We start from the raw sequence: 17,133 nt of genomic DNA on the forward strand, positions 1-17,133 counted from the left end.
AATGGAGGCTGAGCTCGGTTTCTTTTTGTTGATATTGGTGGCTGTCGCATCGACATGTGCGACGCTGCTGCATTGGGTTTGCTTTACGCTGCGGAAGAAGGGAGTGTTGCCACACCAAACCGCAACGTCTCATATTATCAGCTTAGCCTCCTTAGTTTGTTTGGCGCTTTTGATAGTCTGTTTTATTCAGGATAATTTTGCGCTTGAGTATGTGGTTACACACTCGAACAGCCAGTTACCTATCGCGTTTAAGATTGCAGCTGCTTGGGGCGGCCATCAAGGGTCTATGTTGTTTTGGGTGGTTACGTTGAGCTTATGGGCGTCTTTTATTGCTATCAAGTCGCCAGTTTGCACTCAATATACAGGCGATTGCTTGGGTATCATGAACTTACTTATTGCTATTTTCGCTTGGTTTACCCTCACCACGTCCAATCCTTTTGAGTATGCTCAGACACTAGCGTTGGAGGGACGAGATCTCAATCCGATGTTGCAAGATATCGGGCTTATTATTCATCCACCGCTGTTGTATTTGGGTTACGTTGGTTATGCCGCGATACTGGCGTTCGCCTTAGCTGCGTTATTAGCGAAACGACCTATAAATGAATGGTATGGTGTTGCCCGTAGTGCCGCTTTCTTTGCTTGGGGTACGCTAACAATTGGAATTTTGATCGGTTCTTGGTGGGCATACAATGAGTTAGGTTGGGGCGGGTGGTGGTTTTGGGACCCGGTAGAAAACGCGTCTTTGCTGCCTTGGTTAATGGGTACCGCACTACTGCATAGCGGTGTGTTGTCGAAGCGTAATAAAGGAGCAATTTGGAGCACCTACGCATTGGCTTTTGCGACGTTCAGTTTGAGTATTCTCGGCACATTTGTGGTGAGATCGGGTGTATTAACCTCAGTACACGCGTTTGCGGTTGATCCAACCAAAGGTGTAGTACTTCTTGCTGTTCTCAGCATTTTGGTGATTGTCACCTTTGGTGTGCTCATTATGCGAGGGCTACATATTCCTCGTTTTACGCTCGATTCGTTAATAAGTCGTGCCTACATGGTATACATCGCTATTGGACTTCTCGTTGTTTGTATGGCGATTGTTTTCCTCGGTACCTTTTACCCAATGCTTTATCAACTGCTTGGCTTGGGTAATATATCCGTTGGGGCACCTTACTTTAACAGCCTCGTTTTTCCCCTTACATTACTTGCTCTGACCTTTCTCGCCTTTATGCCCGTGTTGAAGTGGACGAAAGGAGCCAGTCCTCATGCCGTTAAAACTATTGGGTTTGTCGGTATTCATGTTATTGCGGTTAGCGCTATTTTCGTTTTTGCTACTAAAGAGCTTCATATAACGACTTTGATTACTCTGGTATTAGCGACGTGGGTAGTGGTTTCTCATGTGCTATTGCTGTTTTGTGCAGAAAACAAGAGCAAATTAATGCCTATGTTTCTTGCTCATGTTGGCTTTGCGTTGGCTGCAAGCGGGGCAGTATTTAATAGTGACTATTCGTATGAATACAACTTACGGGCAGGGCCTGGTAGCTCGTATCAAAAAGCGGGTATCACCGTTGATTACCACGGGATTGAATGGTTAGTTGGGCCGAACTACACCGCAGAACAGGGAAGTGTTGATCTTTATTTGGAGAGCGGTAAGGCGCTGAACTTTCAACCCGAGAAACGGCATTACCCTGTGCGCGTGATGAATATGACCGAGCCCGCTATTCGATCACTATGGCATGGAGACTACTACATCACTTTGGGTGACAAGCTCGACAACAGCGCCTACGCAATTAAAGTGCAATATCGGGCGGGTATCTGGTGGATATGGTTTGGTGGCGCTTTAATCGTAATAAGTGCTTTGGGGAGTATGACGAATCGAAGGGGAAAAGGTAATGAGATCGAAAAATACGCTTAAACTGATCGTTCTCATATTGTTAGTTGCGATTTTTGTTGTCACCGCGACAATGGCATTGTCCGATAGACCAAACGTGGAGATACAACAAAATCGTGTGTTATCTATCCCGGATTTTACCGCTTACTCACTTATTTCAGGCAATCGAATTACCGATGCAGTACTAGAAAATCAAGGTTATGTGCTATTGAATGTTTGGGCGTCTTGGTGTGGGGTTTGTAAACAAGAACATGATGATTTGCTCAACTTAGCTCGACAAGGTGTGCCCATCGTTGGTCTTAACTATCGAGATAAAGAGAGCGCGGCTAAACGCTATTTGAGCTCTTCACACAATCCATATACCGAAGTTATATCCGATCCTAATGGGCAACTGGCGGTTGAACTTGGTGTAATAGGAACACCTGAAACTTACTTAATTGATCAAAATGGCAATGTTTTGATCAAATATAGAGGTAAGTTAACAATAGACAAATGGAATTCGTTATTTTCGGGGTATTTTAATGTCTCACTTTAAATATGCTTACTTCATTATTGTTTTGTTTTCTTTGTGTTCTTCTTGGGTCAAAGCAGAGCAAATTACGCAGCATGTTGATCTGTTTGAATTTCATTCCGTTGAACTGCAACAAAGAGCAAATGCATTAGCCAAGGCTTTGCGATGCCCACAATGTCAAAACCAAAACCTTGTTGAATCTAATGCACAAGCCGCTAAAGATTTAAGATTGAAAGTGTACTCGATGGTAAACGAAGGAAGTACGGATCAAGAGGTAAAAGATTATTTGGTTCAGAGATATGGGAATATCGTTTTGTATCAGCCACCATTTAATTATTCGACAGCAGCGTTGTGGATCTTTCCTCTATTACTTTTGATCTTTTTTATCCTATTTTCGATCAAAATAATAAAGCGTCAATAATGTGACCACTATTCCACTATGGGAAATAAATCGTGCAGATAACAAACAGAATGTTATCATTTTTCCGAATTTATGAAGATTCCAGTATAAAGAAAATCAACGATTTGAGCTGGAGAAGTAATAAAAGAACTAAGTAGGTGCACGCAGTGGATTCAGTTATATTACAGTTAAAAAAAGACTTTTATTCGCAGATTCGTGCATTGCAAACCTCGAAACTGCCTCAAGTTACATCGTCTCTCGCCGTATTAACCGAAGAAGAAATTCAAGAACTCGAAGCGGTATGGATAGAGCTTACGGTTTGGAAACGTAGCCAAACACATTAAATCATCACCCCTACATACAACTCATTATCAACCCCAGACAAAATTTGTCTGGGGTTTTTTATTGTAGTTTTTCAAAATTGTTATACTATAACAATTCGTCAGCGCGGGGAGTTGTTCTCTTTGGCTGTCTTTAGGGGATAACTGCTCTCAATTGTGATCTCTATATTGAAAAATGCGGTATCAATCCCCATAGTTGAAGAGCAATGAGTGAATCCCATGAATGCAATAACGAAAACGCATCAAGCGCATCAAGCAATAAATCGAGTGAGTATAGATATGGCGGAAGTACGTGCCAGAGTAGATTTTAAAGTCGGGGCTAAAAGTAATATCGATGCTGAAATCCTGTCTTTTCGTGGCCTGAAGACAGATAAAGAGCATGTGGCAGTTATCTTTAGGCAAGCGGATCAAACGCAAGAAACGCCTTTGGTGCGTATGCATTCAGAATGTCTTACTGGTGATGTTTTTCACTCATCCCGCTGTGATTGCGGCGAGCAATTAGAAGAAACCATTCAACGCATGGGCGAATCTGGCGGTATTATTTTATACCTACGTCAGGAAGGTCGTGGTATTGGTCTATACAATAAGATTGATGCGTACCGTTTGCAAAGCCAAGGTATGAACACCTATGAAGCAAACAACCATTTGGGTTTTGACGATGACCTTCGTGATTTCACTGAAGCAGCGCAAATGCTCGAAGCATTAGGTGTGAGTAAAATTCGCCTTGTGACCAACAACCCTAAGAAAATCCGTGAATTAGCAGAATACGGCATCGAGATTGTTGAGGTTGTCAATACCTCTGCACATATTAAAGATGGTAATGAAAGCTACCTAAAAGCAAAAGTTTCTCATGGTAAGCACAATCTAAAATTCTGATTTTATTTATTAAATCATCAGTTTTACATGTTAAAAGCCTCACAATGATGAGGCTTTTTTTGTATCTAGAGTTGAAAATAAATTGTAAATTTGTATTATCTCGTGACTAATAGTGCAAATAAGAATAATTAGCACTACGAATAAAACAAATAAATTGCTCAACAAGGATGCTTCAGATGAATGCAAAAACAGTTTTAGTCCAATCTATTGCTGCATCACTCCTCATTGCCAGTGGTTCTACCGTTGCTGCCCAAGTAACGAAACAACAAGTCGTTGAACATTATGCAGACGTTGCACATGCAGTCTTTGCTGACTCAGTGACAACGGCGAAAACGCTCGACGTAAAAATCGACGAATTCCTAAAATCGCCATCAGCGGATAAGCTTGAAGAAGTAAAACAAGCGTGGCTAGACTCTCGCGTTCCGTACCAACAATCTGAAGTATTCCGTTTTGGTAACGCGATTGTTGATGACTGGGAAGGGCAGTTAAATGCATGGCCACTTGATGAAGGCCTAATTGACTACGTAGCGACAGATTACCAATATGAACTCGGTAACGAAGGCGCTGCTGCAAACATCATCGCAAACACCAGTTTACAGATTGGTGCTTCTAAACTAGACGTTTCAAAAATTACTCCAGAATTGCTAGCGGATCTCAACGAAGTAGGTGGTTCTGAGGCAAACGTTGCGTCAGGTTACCACGCGATTGAATTCTTACTTTGGGGTCAAGACCTAAACGGCACAAACGCAGGCGCAGGTCAGCGCGCTTACACAGACTTCGTTGTCGGTTCTGAGTGTACGAATGGTCACTGTGACCGTCGTGGTGAGTACCTAAAAGCGGCAGCCGATCTACTGGTTCAAGACCTTGAATGGATGGAAAAACAGTGGTCTGCGGAAGTGAAAGGCAACTACCGTGAAACGCTTCTTAATGATTCTGCGGATAATGGTCTACGTAAAATGTTGTTCGGTATGGGTTCATTGTCTTTGGGTGAGCTTGCTGGTGAGCGCATGAAGGTGGCGTTGGAAGCAAACTCGACAGAAGATGAGCACGATTGTTTCTCAGACAATACGCACAACTCTCATTACTACAACGAGCAGGGCATCTATAACGTTTACACAGGTCTTTACAAGCGTGAAGACGGCACATTGCTTTCTGGTCCGAGTATTGCTGACCTAGTGGCTCAAAAAGACAAACAAGCAGCTAAAGAGATCCAGAAGCAGTTTGATGTTACGCGTAACCAAGTTGGTAAATTGGTTACGTCTGCGGAGAAGAACAACCAACACTTCGACCAGTTAATTGCAGCGGGTAATGCACAAGGCAACACGTTAGTGAATGACACCATCATGTCATTGGTTGCTCAAACCGGTTCAATTGAGCGTGCTGCGGGTATCATTGGCATTGATAGCCTAAGCCCTGATACTGCTGACCACGAGTTTTAATCAAAGTACAAAAAATAATTGAAAGGGCTCGTTTGAGCCCTTTACCGTTTTAACTCGCTGTTATCCCACTCCTCTTGTTGTGTTTTAGAGCAATGATATGAAGCCTTACTTAATTTCGGCCTTGGCCGTGATCTTTTCTTCTACTGCTATCGCGTATGATGTGAAATCTGGTGGACAAACGAGCGTGAAAAAAGAAGGCGCCAACGCGTATTCTCTTCCTGCCGCGAACCTTCCTATGAGTAAACGTCTTGATTTTAGCGTGGGCAATAGTTTTTTCCGCAACCCTTGGGTACAAGCGCCAGCGTCTACCGATGCCAGAGATGGTTTGGGACCTCTTTTCAATACAAATGGTTGTCAAAACTGCCACATCAAAGATGGTCGTGGTCACCCTCCAGAGCAAAATGATTTGCATGCGGTGTCCATGTTAGTGCGTTTGAGCATCCCTGCGATGACGTCAGAACAAAAAACAGCGTACATCAGAGACGGCGTTATACCTGAGCCGACTTATGGCGGCCAGCTCCAAGACTTTGCCCTGCAAGATCAAACGCCAGAAGGAACAATCGAAATCACGTACACCGATGTGCCAGTGAAGTTTAAAGACGGCACGACGGTGACACTAAGAAAACCTCATTTGAATATTACCGATCTAGGTTACGGCGATATGCACCCTGATACGGAATTTTCAGCGCGTGTTGCATCGCCAATGATCGGCCTTGGTTTGTTAGAGAGTATTCCTGACGAAACGCTACTTGCATGGGCTGATGCACAAGATGCAAATAAAGACGGTATCTCAGGTAAAGTAAACAAAGTTTGGGATATTGAGAAGGACGACTTCTCGATTGGTCGTTTTGGCTGGAAAGCCGGACAACCGACGTTAATGCAGCAAAATGCAGCAGCATTCAATGGTGATGTGGGTCTGACGAGCCATTTATTCCCCAATGAAAACTGTACCTCGAAACAAAGTATTTGTGACGACATGCCAAATGGCGGTAAACCAGAAGTGAGTGAAAATATTCTCGACTTCGTTGAGTTTTACAGCCAGCACTTAGCCGTACCTATTCGCCGAAATATGAACGATCCTAGCGTGAAACTCGGTCAGAAAATCTTTGCTGCATCTGGCTGTGAAAGCTGCCATAAGACCAGTGTCAAAACGGCGAAGCGACCAGAGTTACCAGCGCTTTCTGAGCAGCTTATCCATCCATATACAGACATGCTTCTGCATGACATGGGTGAAGGTTTAGCCGATAACCGTCCTGAGTACTTAGCAAACGGCCGTGAATGGCGAACGGCACCCCTATGGGGCATTGGTTATACCGAAGAAGTAAACGGGCATAGTTACTTCTTACATGATGGCCGCGCCCGTAATCTGATGGAAGCGGTGTTGTGGCACGGCGGCGAAGCGGAAACGGCCAAACAAAACGTGCTAGCACTGAACAAAAAAGAACGTGACGCATTGATTGCGTTTCTGAATTCTCTATAAGGAACCAACCATGAAAATAACACGATTAGTGAGTGCGGTTGCCGCAACGTTAAGTTTGGTTGGTTGCCAATCGACAGTCGGTACGAGCTCTGCCAAGCCTGAGAGTACAAGTCATATTTCTCAAGCGGTCTATGCAGTTGAGTTTCAATCAGCGCAGACATTTTTAGGGCAAACCACAGAACTTGAACAAAGCTTCGCGGATTACTGCTCATCAGAGACGAAAGATGATGCGCAAGTAAAACAGCAATGGCACCAAACTATGCTGACGTGGATGGCATTACAAGGTCAAGAGCGTGGCCCTGCTACGGCGTTGGAGCAAAGTTGGAATGTCCAGTTTTGGCCAGATAAAAAGAACACCACTGGCCGAAAAATGTCTGTGCTGATGAAATCTGACCAAGTTTGGAGTGCGGAAAAGATCTCTACGCAAAGTGTCACTGTGCAAGGTTTAGGTGCGCTCGAATGGCTGCTTTACGATAAAGCGTCGACCTTATCTAGCAACAGCAATACCTGTACGACAGGTGTTGCAATTGCTGAAAACCTAGAAAACAAAGCGCAGATCATCGCAGACTCTTGGGCACAAAATCCCTGGAAGTTGTTAGAGATGACGGAATGGAAATCCGAGTACATTTCGCTGCTCTCTAATCAGCTTGACTACAGCATGAAGAAGTTGAGTCGTCCATTAGCGAAGATTGGTAAGCCTCGTCCTTACTTTTCTGAATCTTGGCGTTCAGAGACGTCGCTTTCAAACTTAAAAGCAAACCTTGAAGGAATGGAAGCGCTGTATCTTGCCAACGGTAATGGTCTAGATACTTTACTAAGAGAGCAAGGCCATGCAGATCTCGCAGACCGTATTGTTCACCAGTTTGAAATGGCGTTGGAAACATGGCCGGAAGATAAGAGTTTGTTCACGGCTTTACAAAGTAAAGAAGGTTACCGCATGGTACTCGCTCAATACAATAAGCTAGAGCAATTGAAGTACTTGATCCATGAAGAAGTGGCGATCGAGCTTGGCGTAGTTATAGGATTTAATGCAACCGATGGTGACTGATCAAACCCGCCGAACCTTACTGAAAGCCGCTCTCTTTGGTACGGCCGCACCTATGATGCCATTTGGTTGTGCTTCAACACGTTCACGTCAACCAGCGTTGATTGGCTGCTCAATCATCGGCCGAGATAAATACGCAGCGGTAGTGGCCGATGAGCATGGTATGCCGCTATCTTCGTTGCCGATTCCTGAGCGTGGTCATGGTGTGGCGACCAACCCACAAGGTCACGCAGTGGTCTTTGGCCGTCGACCAGGAACTTTCTTCATGGTGTTTGATTATCGCTCTGAGCAGATGATCAAGCTGCAGCTAGCAAAACCGGATCGCCATTTCTATGGTCATGGTGTTTACTCCCGTGACGGCACGTTGCTATTTGCTACAGAAGGGGAAAGGGGCACAAGCCGTGGGATCATCGGTGTTTATGATGTGCAGAAGCAATATCAAAAAATCGATGAGTTAACGGGTTTTGGCCTTGGCCCTCATGAAGTGATCATGATGCCTGATGGCGCATTAGCGATTGGTGTCGGTGGCGTACACACCAACGGCCGTGAACCGCTCAATCTTGATAGCATGAGACCAAGCCTGAGTTACCTTTCACAAGAAGGTGAGCTGTTGGATCAAGTCTCTTTACCAGATCATAAGTTGAGCATCCGTCATTTAGCGCATGATGGTGCAGAGACGGTACTGTGTGGTCAGCAATATCGTGGAGAGCCGGATGAATACCCAGCTTTACTTGCGATGCACACTCGTGGAGGTGTGATGCAATCTTTGCATGCGGAACCCGAAGAGTGGGCGAGATTTAATCACTATGTCGCGAGTATCGCGGCGACGGATGAATGGATCCTTGCGACTTCTCCTCCGGGCAGTTGTTATGGGATATGGTCCAAAGCTACAGGGAAGTTGGTTGAGTTAAGTGCTTTGCCAGATGCATCGGGAGTGGTGACGTATGGAAAGGAATTCAGGGTCAGCTCTGGTGCTGGCAAAGTGGTTGAGCAAAGGCCAACAACACATAAAAGCGCTTCTGTTAGTGGTGTTCAATGGGATAACCATTGGTCAAAGATTGTTTGAACCCAAATAGATAAAGAAACTTGATGTTAATTTCGACATCAGATTCTTAATTTTAAACCTGCAAGCTGTGAGATATTTGCCATACTTTTCATTATGGCAAGTAGCGCAAGGATCGTTTCAGTGTTTGCTAGGGTTTTAATCATGACGGCACTTATGGTGCCGTTTTGCAGCTTTTCTACCGTCGTTTCTCTCGAAGCTTCTGCACAAATAGAGCAAGAGGGAGCGGTACAAAAGCTGTCTGTCGAAAAAATGATCCATTATCCAGAGGTGATTGACCAGCTTTATCAAAGTACCAATTACCGTTTGAACTGGGAAAATGAAAGCGATATTGAGCAGTTTCTTTTTCAAGTAAACCTGGTTGCTCTTGCTGGCGTCACGGACGAATTCGAGAATCAACTCCATCGTATAAACCAAGTTCGATGGCAGGGAGATAACCTCGACTTTGATTTGGTGATGACAGATTCACTGTTGATGTATCTCAGTTATCTCGAGCAGCTCCCTGAAGAAGGTATCAACTGGTTATTTGCTAACAAAGCCCACGTGATTTTACCTGCTCCTAGCATCGATACTTTGTCCGTACTGAGTAACGAAATTACAGTTGGCAAACTTGGTCAATTCTTAGCAAGCCTTCGCTCTCCTTTACAAACGGACGAAGCTTTTTATTCCGCTTACTCCTCTTTATCCGAGCACGCTCAGTATCAATACCCAATCTATGAACAAACGGGCCTTGCCCGTGTCGGTGACCAATTAGAAAATAAACCGCTTCTGATTGAGCGTATGGAAGTGGTCGGTGTGGATGTATCGTATTTAGATATCACGACCCAACAGTATGATGAAGAATTAGAGTTAGCGGTGAAAGAGTTTCAGCGTATTCATGGCTTGAAAGAGGATGGGGTGATTGGCCCGAATACCATTCGATGGATCAACTTTTCTCCTCAAGAACGATTGCATCTATTGGCGCTGAACTCAGAACGTTCAAGGATTTGGTCCAAAGACAGAGATAATGTTGTCTTTGTAAATGTACCTGGATACGAAGTAACGTATTGGCACGATGGTCAACCGTTGTTCGAGTCTAAAGTTGTGGTTGGCAGAGCCTCAAGAAAAACACCAATCATGTCGGGGACTCTTGACTCCGTCATTCTCAACCCCACATGGAATGTGCCATGGACCATAATGGTGAAAGACATCATTCCTAAAGTGAAACGTAATCCGATGTATTTGATTAACCACAATATTCAAATCATCCGGTCTTGGACTTCAAACGAAATTATTGACCCTACAACCATCAATTGGGCGACGGTGAATCCGAGAACATTTCCTTATCGTATGCGACAGGCATCGGGCTTACACAATGCATTGGGATTGTATAAGTTTAATATGCCAAACCCCCAAGCTATCTATTTGCATGATACGCCAAGTAAAAACTTGTTCGAACGAGATAGACGCGCATTCAGTTCCGGGTGTGTCCGCGTTGAACATGCCGACCAACTGGCGGAGCTCTTATTCAAAACTCAGGGATTAGAAGAACGCCTAGCGAAAAAACGGGAAAGTACGCGTCGCTCTAACACGTCGGTCCCTTTAGGAGAACGCATCCAAGTGCACATTATTTATCAAACCGCATGGCTAGAAGAGGGAACACTTTACTACCGAGATGATATCTATAAATACGATCACCGTAGTTGAAATCTTTAAGTAAAATTTACAAAACTAAGAATCTTCTGTTTGTTCAATAATTAAGCGTTAATCGCCACATCTTAAAATTAGGGTGGAGCGATTTATGCATTTGACGTGACAAATGTGTTTGGGTAATGTCCGCGACTTGTTTAGTTGTTGAGCATTGTTTTTTGAAATGGTAAGTCGTAATTTTTCCCGCCGAGATTTCCTTAAAATGACCACTGGTGGCGTAGTATTGGCATCTGCCTTGCCATCGATTTCATGGGCTTCATTCCCTGACGAGCCACGTGAGTTGGCGATGAACAACCTTAATACTGGAGAGCTCCTCGAAACATGCTATTTCGATGGTAGACGCTATCTTGATGATGAACTAAAAAAGCTGAATGAGTTTTGTCGTGATCACCGTCGAAACGAAGTTCATCCGATGGATCGACGCTTGTTCGATCAAATCAGCCAGATTCAAAAGCTGATCGGTACAGATGCAGAAGTCATTGTAATTTCTGGTTACCGTTCGCCTTTGACCAATGCGTCCCTGCGTAAAGGGGCTAGCGGAGTGGCGAAGAAAAGTCTTCATATGGAAGGTAAGGCCATAGACTTCCGTCTTGATGGAGTGAAATTGTCTACTGTACGCGATGCAGCAATTAGCTTGAAAGCTGGTGGTGTTGGGTATTATCCAAGTAGTAACTTTGTCCATATCGATACAGGTGCTGTGCGTTCTTGGTAAGTCAATAGCAAGCCTCAGCAGGTCTTGAAGTCGCATGGGGTTAGTGTCATAGTTGCGCCAGTTTTAACGCAAATTTGTTTGGTAATAGGTTTTCTATGGCTCTGAAATACCAAGTTGTCCCAGTGACATCTTTTTCTCAAAACTGTTCTATCGTGTGGTGTGATGAAACGATGAAAGGCATCGTTATTGACCCAGGCGGTGACGAAAAGCAACTTGCTATGCTCATTAAAGAGCTTGGTATCGAGATCGTCAACTTGGTGCTAACTCATGGTCACCTAGATCATGTTGGCGGAACAGAGCCGCTGGCTGCAATGCTTGGTGGTACTGAGATCATTGGTCCTCATAAAGCGGATAATTTTTGGTTACAAGGTCTAGAAGGGCAAAGCCAAATGTTTGGTTTCCCATTGACTGAAGCCTTTGAACCGCATCAATGGTTAAATGAGGGTGACACTGTCACGTTTGGTAATCAAGTATTAAAGGTATTCCACACACCAGGTCATACCCCTGGTCACGTTGTTCTTTATAGTGAAGAAGCGCGATTGGCGTTTGTGGGCGACGTATTGTTTAACGGTAGCATTGGCCGAACTGACTTCCCACAAGGTGATTTCAATACCTTGATTAGCTCTATCAAAGAGAAATTGTGGCCTTTAGGCAATGATGTCACGTTTGTCCCTGGTCACGGCCCTCAATCGACTTTCGGTCACGAACGTAAAACTAACCCGTTCGTTGCTGACGAGATGCCGCTTTACTAAAAGCGCGTGTAGTAAGCATTATTCTGGCTCGGCGGCAGCTAAGTATCGCCGAGTCAGTCCCACAAAATCCTCTGCTTCACGATCTAGGTCACTGGCTGATATAAACAGATCGTAGCCGTAAAATCCTCTTTGATATTTCATACGGTTGGCGAGCATCGCCAGTAAGCCTTTATACTCAATCCCATTGCTGTTTATGTATGGCTTAGGATCAAGCACCATATCTTCAAACTTATCTTCACACTGATTTTGCTTCGCACCTAAATAAAGTAGTGCGCGTTGGCTAAGGAGAATTTCTGTCGCTATACGAGGGCAGATCGAATCCAAATAAGGTGAGTAGTGTTTTAGACGAATACCAATCCAAGGTAGCGGCTGATGCCACCCTTCCTGCTGGTAGCTACAAATCCCTATTGACTCAATATTTCGCCATCGGACGACCCATCCGCCTTTAAAAAGATGTTGTTGGAAGTGAGAAGCTGTCAGCGTAAAAGTGACTTGGCTTTTTTTGATCATCAAGATGGCGAAACCAACAATTGCAGACATCAAAATGACCGACAACATGGCTTGCTTCCATCCCGGAGAAATGACAACCAAAAACAGGGTTATCAGTGCAACGAGCAACAAAAGTATTCTGTTGATAGGGGAGTCGGGTTTGAAATGTGAATTTGTTAGGTGCAGCGTTTCCATGCTTATAACCTCATCGAATACTTGATCAAAAATGCGTGGATGACTAAATGTGCATTGACTTGCATTTGAAATAAAAGAAACCTCTGTTTTTATACCCAGTATTCAATAAATCCGTTCATAAAATATCTGATTAAATAGTAGACGTTCTATGCTTTGAGCGCATTTTTCATCGCGTTTCGCCGCTAAAACCTACAAATTGCTTGTGAATTTTGGTATAAAACGCGCTTCAAATTTTCATCCCTGCTGAGATGCAGTGAACTGGAGAAATATTCAATGAGACTTGCTCATAAGCGTAAAGTGCAGATGAAACTGCAAAAACGCATTAAAGCGACAGTAGCAAACTTAGCTGCAGCACCTAAAGCAGTGAAGCCTGTTGCCGAAAAAGCAGTAGCACCTTCTGTTGCTGAAAAAGCTGTTGCGGAGAAAGTAGTAGCTGAGAAAAAAGTAGCTGCAGTGAAAACAGTTGATGTTGCCCTTACTCCTAAGCAACAACAAGTATTAGACATCGTTGTAGCAAATGCTGAAGGTATTAACCCTAAAGGCATTGGTCTAGCTGCAGGTCAAGAAGATACTAAAGCGGCATCATGGGCTACTGGCGCACTGAAGAAGCTTCTTGAAGAAAACCTGGTTCAAAAAGAGCAGTTAGCAGGTAACAAAGTTATCTACAAAGCAGTTTAATTACCGCTACCGTTCTAGATTGAATACCTCGGCCAATGCCGGGGTATTTTTTTATCTTCGTATTGAAAGTAATCCATTAGGTATTGATTTTAACGCTGCCAATAAGTGCTTTGTCACATTTTCTTAAATACTATGTAAATTTTTTGGCAGAGAAGTACGTACGTATCATTTTTCTTTTTACATCGTTAAGGGAAAAGTAACTCATTAATTTTATGACGGTTGAACTTGTTGCATAACAGCTGTCCTACGTAGTTATACGTAATACCTAAGGCTAATGTCTTATTGATGAATTACTCGCTTCCGTGTTCATGCCCATTTCGCATTCGACAACATTGTTACATCTTTTATACCGAATACAGCCAATCCTAATGAAATGGATGACAACAATAACCTTGGTGATAAAGGACGTGAACGATGAGTCTAATCCAAAAATCTTTAAAACGAGTGCTCAAAACAACCGCTGTCGTTGCCGCGATGACATTCGTTGTGACTTCTGCAAATGCTGCTGAAAAAGTCTATCGTTTAAAGCTTGCTGAAACTTGGGGACCTAACTTCCCGATTTTTGGTGATGCGACAAAAAACATGGCAAAAATGGCAGAGGAGATGTCCAACGGGCGTCTGCAAATCCGTATTGATTCCGCAAACAAGCACAAAGCGCCTTTTGGGGTGTTTGATATGGTTAAGTCTGGCCAATACGACATGGGCCACTCGGCGTCTTACTACTGGAAGGGCAAGGTTCCAAACACACTTTACTTCACTTCTATGCCTTTCGGTATGTTACCAACTGAGCAGTATGCGTGGTTTTACTACGGCGGTGGTATGGAGCTGATGGAGAAGGTGTACTCTCCACATAATTTGATGTCTTTCCCTGGCGGTAATACCGATACTCAGATGGGCGGGTGGTTCCAGAAAGAGATCAAGTCCGTCGAGGATTTGCAGGGTTTGAAAATGCGTATCCCAGGTTTTGCTGGTGAGATTTTGGCAGAGTTAGGTGCAAAACCAACGAATATCGCCCCTGGTGAGCTATATACCTCTCTAGAGCGTCGCACAATTGATGCCTTGGAGTGGGTTGGTCCATCATTGGACTTGCGCATGGGCTTCCACAAAATCGCGCCATACTACTACACAGGTTGGCATGAGCCAGCAACTGAGCTTCAGTTCCTTGTTAATAAGCGTACTTGGAACCGTCTACCTGATGATCTAAAAGCGATTTTACAAGTAGCAATGAAAACCGCCGCTTACGATATGTACACGCAATCGAAACACGAAAGTGGCAAAAACTGGGCATCTATCAAATCTGAATACCCAAATGTTGAAGTCAAAGACTTCCCGCCTGAAGTAGTAGCTGCGTTGCGAGAAGCAAACGATCGTTTGTTGAAAGAGCACGCAGAAAAAGATGCTTTGGCGAAAGAGATTCAAGAGTCGCAAGCGAACTACATGAATCAAGTTCGACCTTGGTCAGACATTTCACACCGAGCTTACTTAAACAGTCAAGCTCAACAATAACGTTATGACGCAGGCGACGCCGAGAGGTTTAGCCTGCGAACGAAGCCCAAGAAAACTTCATAATGAATGCTCCGCACCATAGCGGAGCGTATCCAAACGTTCCACGGAGTTCGGAATGAGAAGTCTTATTTATATTGAGCGATTATTTAACCGCTTTAGCGATTTTCTCGGATGGTTGTCCAGCATCCTGTTTATTTTATTGTTGGTGAATGTGGTTTACGACGTTGTGATGCGATATGTATTCAACGATGTATCCATTGCATTCCAAGAAATGGAATGGCATCTATTCTCCGCCGTATTTCTGCTTGGTGTGCCTTACGCGATTAAGTCTGGTGGCCATGTTCGCGTCGACATTTTTTATGAACGCTTATCTTACAAAGCACAATCCATCATCGACATCATCGGCACGCTATTTTTCTTATTCCCTTTTTGCCTACTGGTGGCTTGGTTTGGTATCGATTTCGCCAAAGAAAGTTACGCGCTAGGCGAGACGTCTGGTGATCCAGGCGGATTGCCATATCGTTGGATCATCAAAGCGATGATTCCGCTGTCATTTTTCTTTATGGCAGTTAGTGGCATTGGACTGCTGCTGCATTCGATCAACAAGATTGTTAACCCTCATCTTATCTATGCCGGTAATAACGGTAAGTCGTAAAAGGAAGTCATTATGATCGGTATAGTGATGTTTTTTGTCGCGCTCTTTGCGCTTTTATTGGGATTCCCCGTTGCCTTTACTTTTGGCGGTATTGCACTGATTTTTGGTGTTTGGGCTGAAGGCATCGAGATGTTTGCTTTCATGCCATATCGTATTCAATCCATTATGGAAAATACGGTGCTAATGGCCGTACCATTGTTTGTCTTCATGGGACTAGTACTTCAGAAGACGAAGCTTGCAGAGCAACTGCTTGAGTCAATGGGACGTCTGTTCGGCGGTGTCCGTGGTGGTATTGCTATTTCGACAGTCTTAGTTGGCGCATTACTTGCCGCGTCAACGGGCGTAGTCGGCGCATCGGTTGTGGCGATGGGGTTGATCTCATTGCCTGTGATGCTTAAATACAATTACGACAAAGGCTTGGCGTGCGGGACTATTTGTGCGTCTGGTACCTTGGGACAAATTATCCCGCCTTCTATCGTGTTGATCTTGTTAGGGGATGTACTCGGCGTTCCGGTCGGGGACTTATTCCAAGCTGCAATCTGGCCCGGTATCACGCTCGTCGGCGCCTATGTTATCTACATTCTTATTTACGCGAAGTTGAATCCTCAAGCCGCACAGGCGATAGAGCGCGATGAGTCGATCAGTCGAAAGCAAGAAGTGTTCACCGCACTGAAAGCCGTTTTACCCCCGCTAGCACTGATCATTGTGGTTTTGGGCTCCATCTTTGCAGGGATTGCAACGCCAACAGAGTCAGCGGCTCTGGGCGGCGCTGGTGCGATAGTTCTGTCGTTACTGTATAAGCAGTTTAGTTGGTCGATGATTTATGATGCATCGAAAGAAACCGTTAAAGTAACCGCAATGGTCTTTGCTATTTTGCTAGGGGCAACCGCCTTCTCAATGGCATTTACCTACACTGGCGGTGATTATCTAGTCGAAGAGTGGATGCTAGAACTGCCTGGAGAAAAGTGGGGCTTCCTCATCATTACCATGGTGGTGATTCTGATTTTAGGCTTCTTTATCGACTTCGTTGAAATCTGCTTTATCATCGTGCCAATTATTGCGCCGGTCGCTGAGTTGATGGGTATCAACATGACGTGGTTTGCGATTCTTATCGCAATGAACTTACAGACATCATTCCTAACACCGCCATTTGGTTTTAGTTTGTTCTATCTAAAAGGCGTCGCACCAGCAGGTGTCACTACGCGAGATATTTACAAAGGTGTGATGCCGTTTATCGCGATTCAAATTGTCGTGTTGGCTTCTTTGCTGTTTTTCCCAGGCTTTTATGGCATGAGTTGATCACTCGATAATAAAAGAGATTTTGTGAACTGAGAGTTTTTACCTTTTGAGACAAGTTGTTAAGCTGCTATTTATGTCTAGGCGGACGAAGTCGAGTTATTTGTGCTGCTAAGATAGTGAG

Annotated in this window: 17 protein-coding genes; 16 read left to right on the top strand and 1 reads right to left on the bottom strand. The window is 44.2% G+C overall.

Annotated elements, in window-relative coordinates; translation table 11 throughout:
- Position 1 precedes the first annotated feature (1 nt).
- The 12 genes from nrfE to FKN16_RS14620 all read left to right on the top strand — a co-directional run bounded on the left by nrfE (position 2) and on the right by FKN16_RS14620 (position 12,190).
- On the top strand, positions 2-1,906 hold the full coding sequence (gene nrfE / locus FKN16_RS14565) for a heme lyase NrfEFG subunit NrfE (protein ID WP_085343485.1): 1,905 nt from the start codon (positions 2-4) through the stop codon (positions 1,904-1,906).
- Positions 1,884-2,417 carry a DsbE family thiol:disulfide interchange protein gene (locus FKN16_RS14570; protein WP_170902998.1) on the top strand — a complete coding sequence of 178 codons (534 nt, stop codon included), beginning with the start codon at positions 1,884-1,886 and terminating at the stop codon, positions 2,415-2,417. Before nrfE ends, FKN16_RS14570 begins: the two co-directional genes overlap by 23 nt.
- On the top strand, positions 2,404-2,814 hold the full coding sequence (nrfF, locus tag FKN16_RS14575; protein ID WP_170902999.1) for a heme lyase NrfEFG subunit NrfF: 411 nt from the start codon (positions 2,404-2,406) through the stop codon (positions 2,812-2,814). The genes FKN16_RS14570 and nrfF overlap by 14 nt, the downstream gene beginning before the upstream one ends.
- Before the next feature lie 146 nt (positions 2,815-2,960).
- Positions 2,961-3,137, top strand: coding sequence for a hypothetical protein (locus FKN16_RS14580; RefSeq protein WP_005394761.1), 177 nt, complete (start codon positions 2,961-2,963; stop codon positions 3,135-3,137).
- 216 nt (positions 3,138-3,353) lie between these two features.
- On the top strand, positions 3,354-4,010 hold the full coding sequence (gene ribA, locus FKN16_RS14585; RefSeq protein ID WP_005394759.1) for a GTP cyclohydrolase II: 657 nt from the start codon (positions 3,354-3,356) through the stop codon (positions 4,008-4,010).
- A gap of 176 nt (positions 4,011-4,186) precedes the next feature.
- Entirely contained in the window at positions 4,187-5,449 is a 1,263-nt protein-coding gene (locus tag FKN16_RS14590) for an imelysin family protein (protein WP_047009973.1), read from the top strand.
- 97 nt (positions 5,450-5,546) lie between these two features.
- Positions 5,547-6,929, top strand: a complete 1,383-nt coding sequence (locus tag FKN16_RS14595; protein WP_170903000.1) for a di-heme oxidoredictase family protein — start codon at positions 5,547-5,549, stop codon at positions 6,927-6,929.
- Between the two features lie 10 nt (positions 6,930-6,939).
- A complete protein-coding gene (locus tag FKN16_RS14600; RefSeq protein WP_170903001.1) occupies positions 6,940-7,977 on the top strand; it encodes an imelysin family protein in 1,038 nt (345 codons plus the stop codon).
- Positions 7,958-9,040, top strand: coding sequence for a DUF1513 domain-containing protein (locus tag FKN16_RS14605; protein ID WP_170903002.1), 1,083 nt, complete (start codon positions 7,958-7,960; stop codon positions 9,038-9,040). Before FKN16_RS14600 ends, FKN16_RS14605 begins: the two co-directional genes overlap by 20 nt.
- A 141-nt stretch (positions 9,041-9,181) precedes the next feature.
- The gene (locus FKN16_RS14610; protein ID WP_170903003.1) at positions 9,182-10,723 is read left to right on the top strand and encodes a L,D-transpeptidase family protein; all 1,542 of its coding nucleotides are present in this window, start codon (positions 9,182-9,184) and stop codon (positions 10,721-10,723) included.
- Positions 10,724-10,889: 166 nt separating this feature from the next.
- Positions 10,890-11,438, top strand: coding sequence for a DUF882 domain-containing protein (locus FKN16_RS14615; RefSeq protein WP_170903004.1), 549 nt, complete (start codon positions 10,890-10,892; stop codon positions 11,436-11,438).
- Positions 11,439-11,533: 95 nt separating this feature from the next.
- Complete coding sequence (locus tag FKN16_RS14620; RefSeq protein ID WP_048625699.1) at positions 11,534-12,190, top strand: MBL fold metallo-hydrolase; 657 nt, start codon at positions 11,534-11,536, stop codon at positions 12,188-12,190.
- An 18-nt stretch (positions 12,191-12,208) separates the two neighbouring features.
- Here FKN16_RS14620 and FKN16_RS14625 read toward each other — a convergent pair whose 3' ends face one another.
- Complete coding sequence (locus tag FKN16_RS14625; protein ID WP_046876193.1) at positions 12,209-12,874, bottom strand: DUF2982 domain-containing protein; 666 nt, start codon at positions 12,872-12,874, stop codon at positions 12,209-12,211.
- 273 nt (positions 12,875-13,147) lie between these two features.
- Here FKN16_RS14625 and FKN16_RS14630 point away from each other — a divergent pair, with 273 nt between their 5' ends.
- From FKN16_RS14630 to FKN16_RS14645, 4 genes are all read left to right on the top strand, one after another.
- Positions 13,148-13,552 carry a hypothetical protein gene (locus FKN16_RS14630; protein WP_005394736.1) on the top strand — a complete coding sequence of 135 codons (405 nt, stop codon included), beginning with the start codon at positions 13,148-13,150 and terminating at the stop codon, positions 13,550-13,552.
- Positions 13,553-13,966: 414 nt separating this feature from the next.
- A complete protein-coding gene (locus tag FKN16_RS14635; RefSeq protein WP_005394734.1) occupies positions 13,967-15,058 on the top strand; it encodes a TRAP transporter substrate-binding protein in 1,092 nt (363 codons plus the stop codon).
- A gap of 115 nt (positions 15,059-15,173) precedes the next feature.
- Positions 15,174-15,713 (top strand): TRAP transporter small permease subunit, encoded by a 540-nt coding sequence (locus FKN16_RS14640; protein WP_012841642.1) that lies wholly within the window; start codon positions 15,174-15,176, stop codon positions 15,711-15,713.
- 12 nt (positions 15,714-15,725) lie between these two features.
- The gene (locus tag FKN16_RS14645) at positions 15,726-17,012 is read left to right on the top strand and encodes a TRAP transporter large permease subunit (RefSeq protein ID WP_005394731.1); all 1,287 of its coding nucleotides are present in this window, start codon (positions 15,726-15,728) and stop codon (positions 17,010-17,012) included.
- Positions 17,013-17,133 lie beyond the last annotated feature (121 nt).

Origin of the sequence: Vibrio sp. 11-4(1) (assembly GCF_013048625.1) — a bacterium.
In the GTDB taxonomy this organism is placed as follows: domain Bacteria; phylum Pseudomonadota; class Gammaproteobacteria; order Enterobacterales; family Vibrionaceae; genus Vibrio; species Vibrio diabolicus.